This window comes from Pontibacter sp. FD36, from assembly GCF_015686655.1.
Taxonomy (GTDB): Bacteria; Bacteroidota; Bacteroidia; order Cytophagales; family Hymenobacteraceae; genus Pontibacter.
On record NZ_JADPMP010000004.1, the window covers coordinates 239,056 to 251,481 of the forward strand.

Here is a 12,426-nt window from a genome sequence, read left to right on the forward strand (position 1 = left end):
GTTTCTAATAATTATGCTTCTTACTAATCGATGTCGTCCGACAGAAGTCCTTTAATTCTGTCGAGCAATCCCTTGCCGCTGCTTTCTTTGCTGGCGGTCTTTGTTGTTACCACTCTGTTATACTCTTCGTGCTGCTGCACCTCCACATGCTTCTCTTCACGCTGGTCAAGTGACTGGTAGCCAGCCAACACCAGCCCCACACCCGTTGCGTGCATCGGGCTCTTTACAGCATCGATCTTCGACTTGCCCAGGTGCTCGTTCGGATAGCCAATGCGGGTATCCATACCGGTGATGTACTCTACCAGTTGCACCAGGTTCTGAAGCTGAGCGCCTCCGCCTGTGATCACGATACCGGCTGCCAGGCTGTTGCTATACCCTGAACGAACAATTTCCGAGTAGATCAGTTCCACGATCTCTTCCATTCTCGCCTCAATAATATAGGCCAGGTTCTTCAGAGAGATCTCTTTAGGCGTACGGTCACGCAAACCCGGGATCGAAACAATCTCATTATCAGATGCTTCATCAGCAATCGCCTTTCCAAACTTCACTTTCAGCTGCTCCGCCTGGTTCTGCATCACCATGCAGCCCTGCTTGATGTCTGACGTAATGATATTACCCCCGAAAGGTAAAACTGCCGTATGGCGGATAATATTGTCTTTGAAAATGGCCAGGTCCGTTGTACCTCCACCAATATCAACTAAGGCTACCCCGGCTTCCTTCTCTTCGTCGCTTAGGACCGACATGCTCGAAGCAAGAGGCTCCAAAATCAGATTATCAATCTCCAGACCGGCACGGGCGATGCATTTGTTAATATTGCTGATCGCGTTCGACTGCGCGGTGATAATGTGGAAGTTGCCCTCCAGACGCACCCCCGACATACCTACCGGATCGACTATACCTTCTTCGTAATCCACTTTATACTCCTGCGGCATTACGTGGATGATCTCACTCCCCGGAGGCGTTACCAGGCGGTACATGTCGTTCGTCAGGCGGTTCACATCCTCAACCGTGATCTCATCATCCGTCATTTGGCGGGTAATGCTGCCATTGTGCTGCAGGCTTTTGATGTGCTGCCCGGCAATTCCCACGTTGACCACCTTGATGTTGATACTCGCCTGATCTTCGGCCTGCTGAACGGCTTTTCTGATCGCCTCTACGGTTTTGTCGATGTTGCTGACAATACCACGTACCACCCCTTCCGAGATGGCTTTGCCCATCCCCAGGATTTCCAGCTTTCCATACTCATTCTTCCGACCAACAAGTGCGCAAACTTTGGTTGTGCCGATGTCCAAGCCTACTACTATTTTGTCGTTCTGCATATGCTGTATATGTTATTCACAAATAATCTGATCTTCGTACTCCACATTGACTCTCTTATATTTATCCCAGCCCATCACGGGCAGCACTTCTTTATAAAAGACCATCAACTTTTTAAATTTCTGTTCCATGTCATTTGGCTTCCCAAACTCAATGGTGTGTTCCCCTACCTGTGGCAGAAAAGAAACTTTGCCCTTTTCATCGATATGCATCTGGGCTAATTGGGCTTTCCAAAACTGATCGGTTTCAATGAAACGCAGCAAGGAAATATAGGCCTGGCCTGTAGAGTCCTGAAAGAAATCCCTGCAGAATGGTCTGCCGGATTGGGTCTTCGTAATGGGTATTACACGAGCGGTGTATCGGTCGGACAGGGGCAGCATATTACCCTCTGCGTCGATGTAGACATCTTGATCTGGTCGTATAATTCTAGCTATAGGCCTATTCTGTTTAATACTTACTTTGATGTTGCCGTCGAGACCTTTATAAACCTCTGCTTCCTTCACAAAGCTATGTGCTTCGATGCGTTTTTCAAGGTTTTTCAGATCGATCTGCTGGTTGGGCAAACCTTCTAATTTTCGTTCACCTTCTCGGGTAAGGAGGTCTCTTACTTCCTCTTCCCCAATAAAGTAATTGTTGTACTCATTATCAATATTTATTGACACTTTCTCACACTTTTTTTCATTTTGGCGAGAAGATGCAAATCCTGCAAGAGCGGCGATCGTAACCACGCTACAACATGCAAAAATTAAAGATTTTATTTTACTATTCAAGCCCATTTCAGTTATTTTCTAAAATATTTTTTATAGGCTTTACTAATGTATCGATATCACCGGCTCCAACTGTCGCCAATACCTCAAAATCAGTGTTTTCAGCTAAATAAGCCGCCACATTCTCTTTATGCAAAAGTCTCTTTTTCGGGCCATTTATCAAGCCTAAAATCATTTCTGAAGTTACACCTTCAATTGGCTTTTCCCGTGCTGGGTATATATCCAGCAAGATCAGCTCGTCAGCAGCACTCAAACTCTGTGCAAATTCGGTTGCAAAATCGCGGGTGCGGCTGAACAAATGCGGCTGAAACACTACGGTCAGCTTTTTGTCCGGGTAAATGGCACGCAAAGACGTCATGAACGCATCGATCTCTTTCGGGTGGTGCGCATAGTCGTCAATGTATACTTTGCCCTGACCTTCATATACCACTTCGAAGCGTCGCTTCACACCTCTGTAACTTGCCAATGCATCACGCAACTTGTCTTCTGACACGCCCATAATCTGACCCGCTATCAGCGCAGCCAAGGCATTTTCTACATTGTGATATCCAGGCAAAGCCAACACCAAACGTGCTATGTTACTGATGGGTGTTTCCGCATCAAAACAGAAGCTGTATCCCTGTATCTCAAGCTGTTGCACATGTGCTTCGCCTTCCTTTAAGCCGTAGCGAATCACTCGCACATCGTCCTGTACTTTTTCAAGCAGACGTGGATCAGTGTCGCTATGCAAAATCAGATAGCCGCCGGGCTTGACCTGACTGATGAACTTCTGAAAGGTCCTGATCAGTTCCTCTTTGTCACCATAAATATCCAAGTGATCGGGATCAGCCGACGTCACGATAGCGATGTCCGGATATAGGGTCAGGAAAGAGCGGTCGTACTCATCTGCTTCTACCACAATCGTCTCCTGTTCAGCCGTACCTTTTCCGATCAGCAAGTTCGAATTCAGGTTGGTAGCTATACCTCCCAGGAAAGCAGAGCAGTCCACGCCACCTTCGTGCAGCAAATGCGTCACGATCGACGAAGTAGTCGTTTTGCCATGCGTGCCGGCTACGGCCACGGTATAAGCCGAACCCGTAATAATGCCTAACACCTCCGAACGCTTCTTGATGGTATAGCCCTTCTCTTTCAGGTAGGCCCACTCCGTATGCTCGGCAGGTATAGCTGGCGTGAGCACCACTAAAGTGGACTCCTTGTTCTCCAGTATTTCTTTTGGCAACTGGTTTACATCATCTTCATAATGCACCCGGATACCCTCCTGCTCCAGCGCCTCAGTGAGTGGGGTGCGGGTCTTGTCATAGCCCCATACCGGAAGCTTCCGGGCATTGAACCAGCGGGCAATGGCACTCATGCCGATTCCGCCGATGCCAAGGAAATAGATATAGCTATAGTCTTCCAGTCTCACTTGATCAACTTTAACAGTTCGTTTACAATATCGACAGCGGCATTTGGCCGCGCCAGTTTCAGGATGTTCTGCGCCAGACGGTGCTGCTCTGCCTCGTTTCCGGCCAGCTCCAGCGCGGCAGGTATCAGTTTTTGCTGTGCTTCGCCGTCACGCACCAATAAGGCGGCCTGCTCCTGCACCAGCGACATGGCGTTTTTGGTTTGATGGTCTTCAGCTACATTAGGCGAAGGCACCAGTATCGAAGGCTTGCCAGCCAGACACAGTTCTGAAATCGAAAGTGCCCCGGCTCTGGATACCACCACATCAGCGGCGGCATAGGCCAGATCCATCTGACGGATGAAATCGAAGGCACGTATACCTGCATCGGCATAAGGCTTCTCCAATTCCTGCGCCTGCGGATAAAATGCTCTGCCCGTCTGCCAGATCAGTTGATAGCCCGCTTCGGCAATTTGCTGCAGGCCAGCGGCTATACTTTGGTTTATGGTTCTGGCACCAAGGCTTCCGCCTAGCACCAGTATGGTTTTCTTTTCAGAAGTCAGTCCGAAGTGCAGCAAGGCCTCGCGGCGTTTGCCTTCGAGTTCCATAATGTCCTTCCGAACCGGATTGCCTGTCATCACCAGCTTTTCGGCCGGGAAGAAGGCGTCCATGTTGTTGTAAGCCACACAGATTTTCTGCACCCGCTTGGCCAATAGTTTGTTGGTTATACCTGCATAAGAATTCTGCTCCTGCACAAGTGCTGGTATACCTTTAGAGGTAGCTGCATACAGCAATGGCCCACTGGCATAACCGCCTACACCTACCACGGCATCCGGCTTAAAATCACGGATGATCTTGTTCGACATCCGGATACTGGAGATCACTTTCCATGGGAAAGAGAGATTGTCCAGTGTAAGTCGACGCTGCAGTCCGCTGATCCAGAGACCAACAATCTTGTAGCCAGCTTCCGGCACGCGTGTCATTTCCATACGCCCGATCGCTCCTACAAACAGGATCTCAGCATCAGGGTGCACCACCTTGATCTGGTTGGCGATGGCAATAGCCGGGTAAATATGCCCGCCAGTGCCGCCACCGCTGATGATGAAGCGATATGGACGCTGCTGATTAGGCATTGGCCGTCACTTTTGCGGTTGAACTAAATGACTCTTCTCCTTTCACGGTACGACTCACGCTTAGGATAATCCCAATCGATATACCTGTGAAAATAAGCGACGTCCCCCCCATACTCAGAAGCGGCAACGGCAGACCCGTAATCGGACCAAGCCCAACGGCCACGCCCATGTTGATCATGCCCTGCAGCACCAGACTGAAACTCAGGCCGGCTGCCAGCAAGCCTCCAAAGGCACCGTTGCTTTTCGTAACGGTCACCAATCCTCTGTATAGCAAGGCTAGGTATAAGAACAGCACCAAGGCGCCGCCCAACAAACCGTATTCCTCTAGTATGATTGCATATATAAAGTCAGAATAAGGGTGCGGCAAAATATCACGCTGGTCGCTGTTACCCGGGCCTTTGCCTACCACACCGCCAGTTGCAATGGCGATATAAGATTGTTCAAGCTGGAAAGCCGTCTCGGATTCGTCGAAGAAAGCCTCTACCCTACTGATGGCCGTACCTAAACGCTGACCGGCTGCTAGACCTACTCCGCCCAACATGGCACCTGCTAACACGAAAACTGCTAACGATTTCATTGGCACACGCCCAATGAACATCAGCAAAAGACTGGTCAGGAACAGCAACACCGCTGTAGAAGTGTTCGTCAAGGCGATCAAGGCGCAGATAAAACCTGTCCAGGCAAAAATCGGGATCAAGTTGCGCTTCCAGTCATCGAGGTTGTTTTGCTTTTTCGAGAGCATACTGGCCAAGTATGAAATCAGCGCCAGCTTCGCCAAATCCGAAGGCTGAAAAGTCTGGTTGATCACTGGAATGGTGATCCAGCGGGATGCTTCGTTGATGTTCGAACCAAAGAAGAAGGTATAGAGCAAAAGCGGCACAGATAGGATAAGCGCCACCAGTGATAAGCGGGAATAGTAACGGTAATCGATCTTGTGCGCCAGCCACATAAAGGCCAGTCCGATGAAGATCAGCGACGAGTGCTTAAAGAGGAAGTACTCCGTATTACCGTCTTTTTGCTTGTACGCCAAGGTACCGGTAGCCGAATACACGACTGCCATGCTGATAAGCGAGAACATCAGCACGATGCCCCAAAGCACCGCGTCCCCTTTCAGGTTCCGCTGTAACCATTGCTTGATCATATTACCTTTGGCTAAAAATTAAAAATCTTACTTTTTCAAAACTATCTTCTCTACGGCCTCCTTGAAGCGTTGCCCTCGGTGCTCGTAATTGTTGAACAAATCGAAACTAGCGCAGGCCGGCGACAAGAGCACCACATCACCGGGTGTTGACAGCAAGCGGCCCATGCGCACGGCATACTCCATGGAAGTGGTTTCCACCATCACCGGCACAATGCGTCCGAATGCTTCTTTCAACTTATCGTTGTCCTTGCCCAGACAAACCAGCACTTTCACTTTCTCCTTGGCCAGCTCGGTCAGCACGCTGTAGTCGTTCCCTTTGTCCACGCCGCCCGCAATCCAGATGATCGGCTGCTTTATACCCTCTAGGGCATAGTACACAGCTTCCACGTTTGTCGCTTTCGAGTCGTTGATGTAGGTGACTTCCTTTGAAACTGTGATCACCTGCAAACGGTGCTCAGCATTCTCAAATGTCTCCAGCCCTTTTCCGATCTGGCTGTCCTCCACGCCCATCAGCTTGGCGACTGCCACGGCGGCCATCGTGTTGTACTGGTTGTGCTTGCCGATCAGGGCAGAGCGCGAAGCGTCAATGTCGCCTTCAAAGAACTTGACGTTGACTTTTACATGCGTCCCTTCACATAGTACTTTCGTACCCTCCGTGTTTTGGAGTGAGAATGGGATTGTGGTTCCGCCAAAAGACGCAGAATCGAACGCATTACGGATAATATCATCATCGTTGTTGTAGATAAAGTAGTCCGCGCCGCTCATGTTCTGCGCAATGCGCAACTTAGAGGCGGCGTACTTGTTTAGATCATAGCCATACCGGTCTAGGTGGTCTGGCGTAATATTTAACAGTACTCCAATATGTGCTTTAAACTGGTACATGTTGTCGAGCTGAAAACTGCTCAGCTCCACCACGTAGTACTCGTGTTTATTGTCAATTACTTTCTCAGCTAGACTTTCGCCGATGTTACCGGCCAGCCCTACATTTATACCTGCGCTCTTCAGCAAGTGGTAAGTGAGCAAGGTTGTCGTGGTCTTACCATTCGTACCGGTAATGCAAATGAACTTCGCATCAGTATACCTGCCTGCAAACTCGATCTCCGATATCACCGGAATCTCTTTCTTGATCGCCTCCTGAATGATGGCTGCCTTGTCAGGTATACCCGGACTTTTGACGATTTCGGTCGATCCTAAAATACGCTCAAAGGTATGGGTACCCTCTTCGTAAGGTATAGCCGCTGTTGCCAGCTTGGCTTTGTATACCTCCTTGATCTGCCCCATGTCGGACACGAACACATCCAGCCCTTTTGCCTTTGCCAGCAAAGCCGCTCCTACGCCACTTTCTCCCGCTCCGAGTATCGCTAGTTTCATGGTTTGTTTTCGTTAGGTTTTAGCGCAGTTTCAGGGTTGCCAATGTCAAAATTGCCAGCATGATGCCCACAATCCAGAACCTAGAAACGATCTTGGACTCGTGGTAGCCGTTTTTCTGGTAGTGGTGGTGCAGCGGCGACATCTTGAAGATGCGTCGGCCTTCCCCGTATTTCTTTTTGGTATACTTAAAGTAACTCACCTGCAGCATCACCGACAGGTTCTCAATCAGGAAGATGCCGCACAGGATAGGTATAAGCAGCTCTTTGCGCACAATTAGGGCCATCACTGCGATGATACCGCCAATGGCCAAGCTGCCTGTATCGCCCATGAACACTTGTGCCGGATACGAGTTATACCACAGAAAACCCACACAGGCTCCCACAAAGGCTAGGGCAAATATGGTCAGCTCACCCGAGTTCGGGATGAACATGATGTCGAGATAATCCGCAAAAATGGTGTTACCCGATACCCAGGCAAAGATCGCCAGCGTAAGGCCGATGATGGCCGAGGTACCAGCCGCCAGACCGTCGATACCGTCGGTGATGTTGGCACCGTTAGATACGGCCGTGATTACCAGAATCACGAACGGGATGTACAGGTAGCACGACCAGTCTGCGAAAAGCGGACCCGCGAAAGAAAACAGATTGCAGTAATCGAGTTCGTTATTTTTGCGGAAAGGTATAGTCGTAATCATGGATTTGATGTCCACCCACTTGCTCGTGGCGTTCACGGCGGAAGTAGAACCATCGGTGAAGATGTACTGCCTTACGACAACATCGTCACTAAAGTATAGGGTCAAACCTACAATAATTCCTAAGCCAATCTGACCCAGCACCTTAAATTTTCCGGCCAGTCCCTCTTTGTTCTTTTTGAACACTTTGATGTAGTCATCGAGGAAGCCGATCAAGCCCAACCAAATCGTCGAAACGATCATCAATAACACGTAAATGTTATCCAGACGGGCAAACAGCAAGGTGGGCACCAGTATAGCCAACAGGATGATCAGACCGCCCATAGTCGGGGTGCCTTTCTTCTCCATTTGGCCCTCCAGCCCGAGGTCACGAATGCTTTCGCCTACTTGTTTGCGCTGCAGTATTTTAATCAGTCGTCCGCCAAACATCATCGCGATCAGCAAAGACGTCAGCGTTGCCATACCCGCCCTGAAGGAGATGTACTGGAATACACCCGCCCCTAATAGGTCGTACTCACGGTCAAGGTATGTAAAGAGGTGGTAAAGCATTTAATCTGTAATCGTTTCTCCTTTGTTTTTCAGTTTGTTTTATTTGCCAAGCTGTTGCAGGGCTTCCTGTAGCACTTGTTTATCGTCGAATGGGTATTTCATGCCCTTTATCTCCTGATAAGTCTCATGGCCTTTGCCTGCCACCAGTATGATATCACCCTTACCCGCCAGCATGCAGGCCGTGCGAATCGCCTCTCTCCTATCCAGCACACTCAGGGTTTTCTTGAAATCCAGCGGCTTTACGCCTTTCTGCATGTCTTCCAGTATCACCTGTGGCTCTTCGAAACGCGGATTATCGGACGTTAAAATCACCTTGTCGCTCAGGCGACAGGCGATGTCGGCCATCACCGGGCGCTTAGCCGCGTCGCGGTTACCACCACAGCCAACTATTGTTATCACCGTTTGCAACGGCGTGCGTATTTGCTGAATCGTGTTAAGCACGTTTTCCAGTGCATCCGGCGTATGGGCATAGTCCACTATACCGGTGATTTGCTCCTGCTCCGACACTATGTAATCGAAGCGGCCAGCTGCTGTATCCAAGCTCGAGAGTATAGTGAGCGCTTCCATAGGATCTTCCTCTAGCAGCACTGCCACACCATAAGCACCAAGTAAGTTGTAGGCGTTGAACGCCCCGATTAGTTTGGCCCAAATCTCATGACCGTCGATTTCCAAATGCAAGCCCTGCAATGTGTTGTCGATCAGGCGTGCCTTAAAGTCAGTTACTTTGCGGAGCGAGAAATAGCGCACGTCCGCTTTGGTGTTCTGCACCATCACCGGACCGCGCTTGTCGTCGGCATTGATCAGGGCAAAAGCACCAGCCGGTAGCATATCAAAGAAGGACTTCTTCGCTTTGATATACTCGTCGAAGGTGCCGTGATAGTCTAAATGGTCATGGGTGATGTTGGTGAACACGCCGCCGGCAAAGGTTATACCTGCCACGCGTTGCTGCACCATGGCATGCGAACTCACTTCCATGAAAACATACCCGCAACCGGCCTTCACCATCTTATCCAACAGCGCATTCAGCGACACGGCGTCCGGCGTGGTGTGCGTCGACGGAATCACCTCTTCGTCAATCTGGTTCTGCACTGTGGAGATCATACCCACATGGTAGCCCAGTTCGCGGAACAGCTTGTGCAGCAAAGTCACCGAAGTGGTCTTACCGTTGGTGCCCGTTACGCCCACCAGTTTCAGTTTGCGGGACGGATGGCTGTAAAACGCAGAAGCCATCAAACCCAAGGCCTGACCGCTGTTTTTTACCTTGATATAAGTAACATCCTCGGCCAGTTCAGCCGGTAATTCTTCGCACACAATGGCAACGGTCTTCGCCTCCGCGGCTTTCGCCATGAAGTCGTGCCCGTCTACCTGCACGCCGCGCATAGCCACAAACAGCACGCCTTGCTGCACCTGGCGTGAGTCGAAGGTAATCGACTCAACCTGCACATCCAGCGGGCCGTGGCTTTCCAGCACGGTTACGTCTTTCAATATGTCCTGCAATAGCTGCATTAGCTCAATACAATCGTAATTTTAGTCTCTTTGTTAATTTCGGTGCCCGGCTGCACGGATTGCTTTTGCACCCGCTTGCCCATCCCTTCCACACTTACCTTCAGGTGCTGGTTGCCCAAAATGAACAGTGCGTCGCGCAGCGTCATACCAGTCACATCAGGCACCTGACCGCCTCTTACGGGGTTCGGCTCAAACTTCAGCGAGCGCATTTGCGGTGTCACACGCACCCACTCGTCATCGCTTGTCGCCGTGGAGTGGTTGCTTACGCCGATCTTGTTCAATATCAGGCCCAGATCATCCAAACTGCCGGCTTTCACCTGTGGCAAACTGTCTTTGTTCGGCACTACACGGGCACGAAGCGGCTGGTGCATGGCCAAGTCTCGGGCATAGGCTTTGTCAGCCACTTCCTTAAACACCGGCGCGGCCACATCGCCGCCGTACACGTTCACGCCTCTCGGACTGTCAATGATCACTATGCAGCTGTACTTCGGATTGTCAGCCGGGAAATAGCCGGCAAACGAAGTCGAGTATAGCTTCACGTACTTACCGTCTTTCACCTTGCGGGCGGTTCCGGTTTTACCGGCTACTTTATAGTCGGCGCTCTTGATGTTCTTGGCGGTACCATTCTGCACTACACCTTCCAGCATGGCACGCACCTTCTTAATCGTCTCTTCTGAAGCAATTCTCTCGTTCAGCACACGCGTCTGAAATGTCTGGATCACCTGATCAGCGCGACGGATCTCTTTCACGATGATCGGCTGTACCTTCACCCCATTGTTTGCCACAGCATTGTAAAGTGCCAGTGTCTGCAGCGGGGCCAGCTTCATTTCGTAGCCGATTGACATGGAGGTTAGCGTTGTGCCATACCATGTCTTGTCGCTCGTGTTCTTGATGTAAGGCCTTGCCTCACCATCCATTTGAAAGCCCAGTGTGCTGCTCAGTCCGAACTTGTGCAGGTAATCCACAAAGGCCTGCGGGTTGTCACTGAAGTTATCCTGAATCAGTTTGGCCACCCCGATATTGGACGACTTCTCGAACACCTCCTGTGCCGTGATCTTGCCGTAACCGCCGATTTTCACGTCAGTCATGGTCGTATTTTTAATGCGGTATCTGCCATCTCCTGTGTCTACCGTATCGGTCAGGTCCACATCAGAATGTTCAAACAAAGCCAGCATAGAAGCCAGTTTGAAAGTTGAACCTGGCTCCGTACGTCCCTGGTTACCAACCGCATAGTTATAGTCTTCGATGTAACCGCCCTTGGTTCTACCTAAGTTGGCCATCGCTTTGATCTCGCCTGTCTTCACCTCCATCAGGATCACGCAACCATAGTCAGCGTTTTTCTCTACCAGTGCCTTGTAGAGCGCATTCTCGGCCACGTCCTGCAGGTTGATATCGATGGTGGTTTTAATGTCGTAACCGTTCTGTGGCGCCACTTCCGTTCCGTCGTAGATCGGTTTGTTACCGCCCGCTATACGCTCAAAAAGGGCCTCCCCATCGGTGCCCGCCAAATCGCCGTTGAAGCTGTATTCCAGCCCCGCGCCGTTTTTGTCCTCGTTTATAAAGCCGATGGTACGCTCAGCCAGCATACCGAAAGGCTTGAAGCGCTTCTCCACTTTCTCGAAGATCACTCCGCCTTTGTTCTTTCCAGCCCGGAAGATCGGCCAGCTCGCCATCATCTTCTTCTCCTGGTAGTTGATCTGGCGGCTGTTCAGTCTTATGTACCTCCTGCCGGCATGTCGCGCATTTTTGATCTTGCGGCGATAATGTTCCGGCGACTGGTCTTTGTAGAAGCGTGACAACAGCATGGCCAGCGAGTCTATACCTGCGTTGAAAGTCTCGGCCTGGGCAATTGCCGGGTCAAACGCAACGCGGTAAAACGGCAGCGACGTGGCCAATATACTCTCGTTGTCAGAGTAGATATTGCCACGGGTAGCCGGAACTGGCTGGTAGCGTATGCGACGCTCCTTCGAGATCTGCTTCCACTTGGTACCATCCAGCACCTGTATCTGCACAATCTTGTACACGATCGCACAAGCAAAAAGGCAGACCAATAGGAACACGATCCGTACGCGCAGTACTATTTCCTTCTTAATATTCATCTGCCGCAACTTCTACTTGGTAAGGTGGAGATGAACTTTCAACAAGGCCCAGCGGTGCCACGTTGCGCGCCACTTCAGACTGTTTGCTGGCGCCCATATAATCAGACTTCAGGGTGGTGTAATCCGCCCGGAGGTCTTCTGTCTCTACTTTGATCTTGGCTATTTTGCGGATGGTCTTCTCGGCATAGTGGGTGTTGCCGATGTAGAAAAGCGTAATACCTGTCAGGAAAAGCACATGCGGCAGGTACTTGGTCGGCACGCCCTCCTGAAACAGAAAATCAACGTTCGTGTACTTATCCAGCCACTTGAACAGGCTGAACCCCTTCTTCTTAGTCTTCACCTCCGGCTTCACCTCTTCCTCTGGCTTCACGCGCAGCGTGTTGCCCTTGGGCGCGGCAGCTGTCTTAGTCATAAGGTTAGGAGCCATAGTTAAGTTTAGGTTACTACACTGTTGTTAATTCTATTTCTGCA

Annotated in this window: 10 protein-coding genes; all 10 read right to left on the reverse strand. The window is 50.5% G+C overall.

Annotation, left to right across the window (positions count from 1 at the left end):
• Positions 1–23: 23 nt before the first annotated feature.
• The 10 genes from ftsA to I0P70_RS07390 are packed head-to-tail and all read right to left on the reverse strand — an operon-like array spanning position 24 to position 12,367.
• Positions 24–1,319, reverse strand: a complete 1,296-nt coding sequence (ftsA, locus tag I0P70_RS07345) for a cell division protein FtsA (RefSeq protein ID WP_007652463.1) — start codon at positions 1,317–1,319, stop codon at positions 24–26.
• 12 nt (positions 1,320–1,331) lie between these two features.
• On the reverse strand, positions 1,332–2,093 hold the full coding sequence (locus tag I0P70_RS07350; RefSeq protein ID WP_196116078.1) for a cell division protein FtsQ/DivIB: 762 nt from the start codon (positions 2,091–2,093) through the stop codon (positions 1,332–1,334).
• Between the two features lies 1 nt (position 2,094).
• Positions 2,095–3,489, reverse strand: a complete 1,395-nt coding sequence (gene murC / locus I0P70_RS07355; protein ID WP_196116080.1) for a UDP-N-acetylmuramate--L-alanine ligase — start codon at positions 3,487–3,489, stop codon at positions 2,095–2,097.
• Positions 3,486–4,598 carry an undecaprenyldiphospho-muramoylpentapeptide beta-N-acetylglucosaminyltransferase gene (murG, locus tag I0P70_RS07360; protein WP_196116083.1) on the reverse strand — a complete coding sequence of 371 codons (1,113 nt, stop codon included), beginning with the start codon at positions 4,596–4,598 and terminating at the stop codon, positions 3,486–3,488. Before murG ends, murC begins: the two co-directional genes overlap by 4 nt.
• Positions 4,591–5,739, reverse strand: a complete 1,149-nt coding sequence (locus tag I0P70_RS07365) for an FtsW/RodA/SpoVE family cell cycle protein (RefSeq protein ID WP_196116085.1) — start codon at positions 5,737–5,739, stop codon at positions 4,591–4,593. The genes murG and I0P70_RS07365 overlap by 8 nt, the downstream gene beginning before the upstream one ends.
• A 27-nt stretch (positions 5,740–5,766) precedes the next feature.
• Entirely contained in the window at positions 5,767–7,110 is a 1,344-nt protein-coding gene (murD, locus tag I0P70_RS07370) for a UDP-N-acetylmuramoyl-L-alanine--D-glutamate ligase (RefSeq protein WP_196116086.1), read from the reverse strand.
• Between the two features lie 19 nt (positions 7,111–7,129).
• Positions 7,130–8,350 carry a phospho-N-acetylmuramoyl-pentapeptide-transferase gene (gene mraY / locus I0P70_RS07375; RefSeq protein ID WP_007652469.1) on the reverse strand — a complete coding sequence of 407 codons (1,221 nt, stop codon included), beginning with the start codon at positions 8,348–8,350 and terminating at the stop codon, positions 7,130–7,132.
• A 39-nt stretch (positions 8,351–8,389) separates the two neighbouring features.
• The gene (locus I0P70_RS07380; protein WP_196116087.1) at positions 8,390–9,856 is read right to left on the reverse strand and encodes a UDP-N-acetylmuramoyl-L-alanyl-D-glutamate--2,6-diaminopimelate ligase; all 1,467 of its coding nucleotides are present in this window, start codon (positions 9,854–9,856) and stop codon (positions 8,390–8,392) included.
• Positions 9,856–11,955, reverse strand: a complete 2,100-nt coding sequence (locus I0P70_RS07385) for a penicillin-binding protein (RefSeq protein ID WP_196116088.1) — start codon at positions 11,953–11,955, stop codon at positions 9,856–9,858. Before I0P70_RS07385 ends, I0P70_RS07380 begins: the two co-directional genes overlap by 1 nt.
• On the reverse strand, positions 11,945–12,367 hold the full coding sequence (locus I0P70_RS07390; protein WP_370583187.1) for an FtsL-like putative cell division protein: 423 nt from the start codon (positions 12,365–12,367) through the stop codon (positions 11,945–11,947). The genes I0P70_RS07385 and I0P70_RS07390 overlap by 11 nt, the downstream gene beginning before the upstream one ends.
• Positions 12,368–12,426: the final 59 nt, after the last annotated feature.

Excerpts from the sequence above, each read along its gene's own strand:
- I0P70_RS07390 (WP_370583187.1), bottom strand. The coding sequence starts at position 12,367 with ATGACTAAGACAGCTGCCGCGCCCAAGGGCAACACGCTGCGCGTGAAG.
- I0P70_RS07350 (WP_196116078.1), bottom strand. The coding sequence starts at position 2,093 with ATGGGCTTGAATAGTAAAATAAAATCTTTAATTTTTGCATGTTGTAGC.
- I0P70_RS07380 (WP_196116087.1), bottom strand. The coding sequence starts at position 9,856 with ATGCAGCTATTGCAGGACATATTGAAAGACGTAACCGTGCTGGAAAGC.
- ftsA (WP_007652463.1), bottom strand. The coding sequence starts at position 1,319 with ATGCAGAACGACAAAATAGTAGTAGGCTTGGACATCGGCACAACCAAA.
- I0P70_RS07385 (WP_196116088.1), bottom strand. The coding sequence starts at position 11,955 with ATGAATATTAAGAAGGAAATAGTACTGCGCGTACGGATCGTGTTCCTA.
- mraY (WP_007652469.1), bottom strand. The coding sequence starts at position 8,350 with ATGCTTTACCACCTCTTTACATACCTTGACCGTGAGTACGACCTATTA.
- I0P70_RS07365 (WP_196116085.1), bottom strand. The coding sequence starts at position 5,739 with ATGATCAAGCAATGGTTACAGCGGAACCTGAAAGGGGACGCGGTGCTT.
- murG (WP_196116083.1), bottom strand. The coding sequence starts at position 4,598 with ATGCCTAATCAGCAGCGTCCATATCGCTTCATCATCAGCGGTGGCGGC.
- murD (WP_196116086.1), bottom strand. The coding sequence starts at position 7,110 with ATGAAACTAGCGATACTCGGAGCGGGAGAAAGTGGCGTAGGAGCGGCT.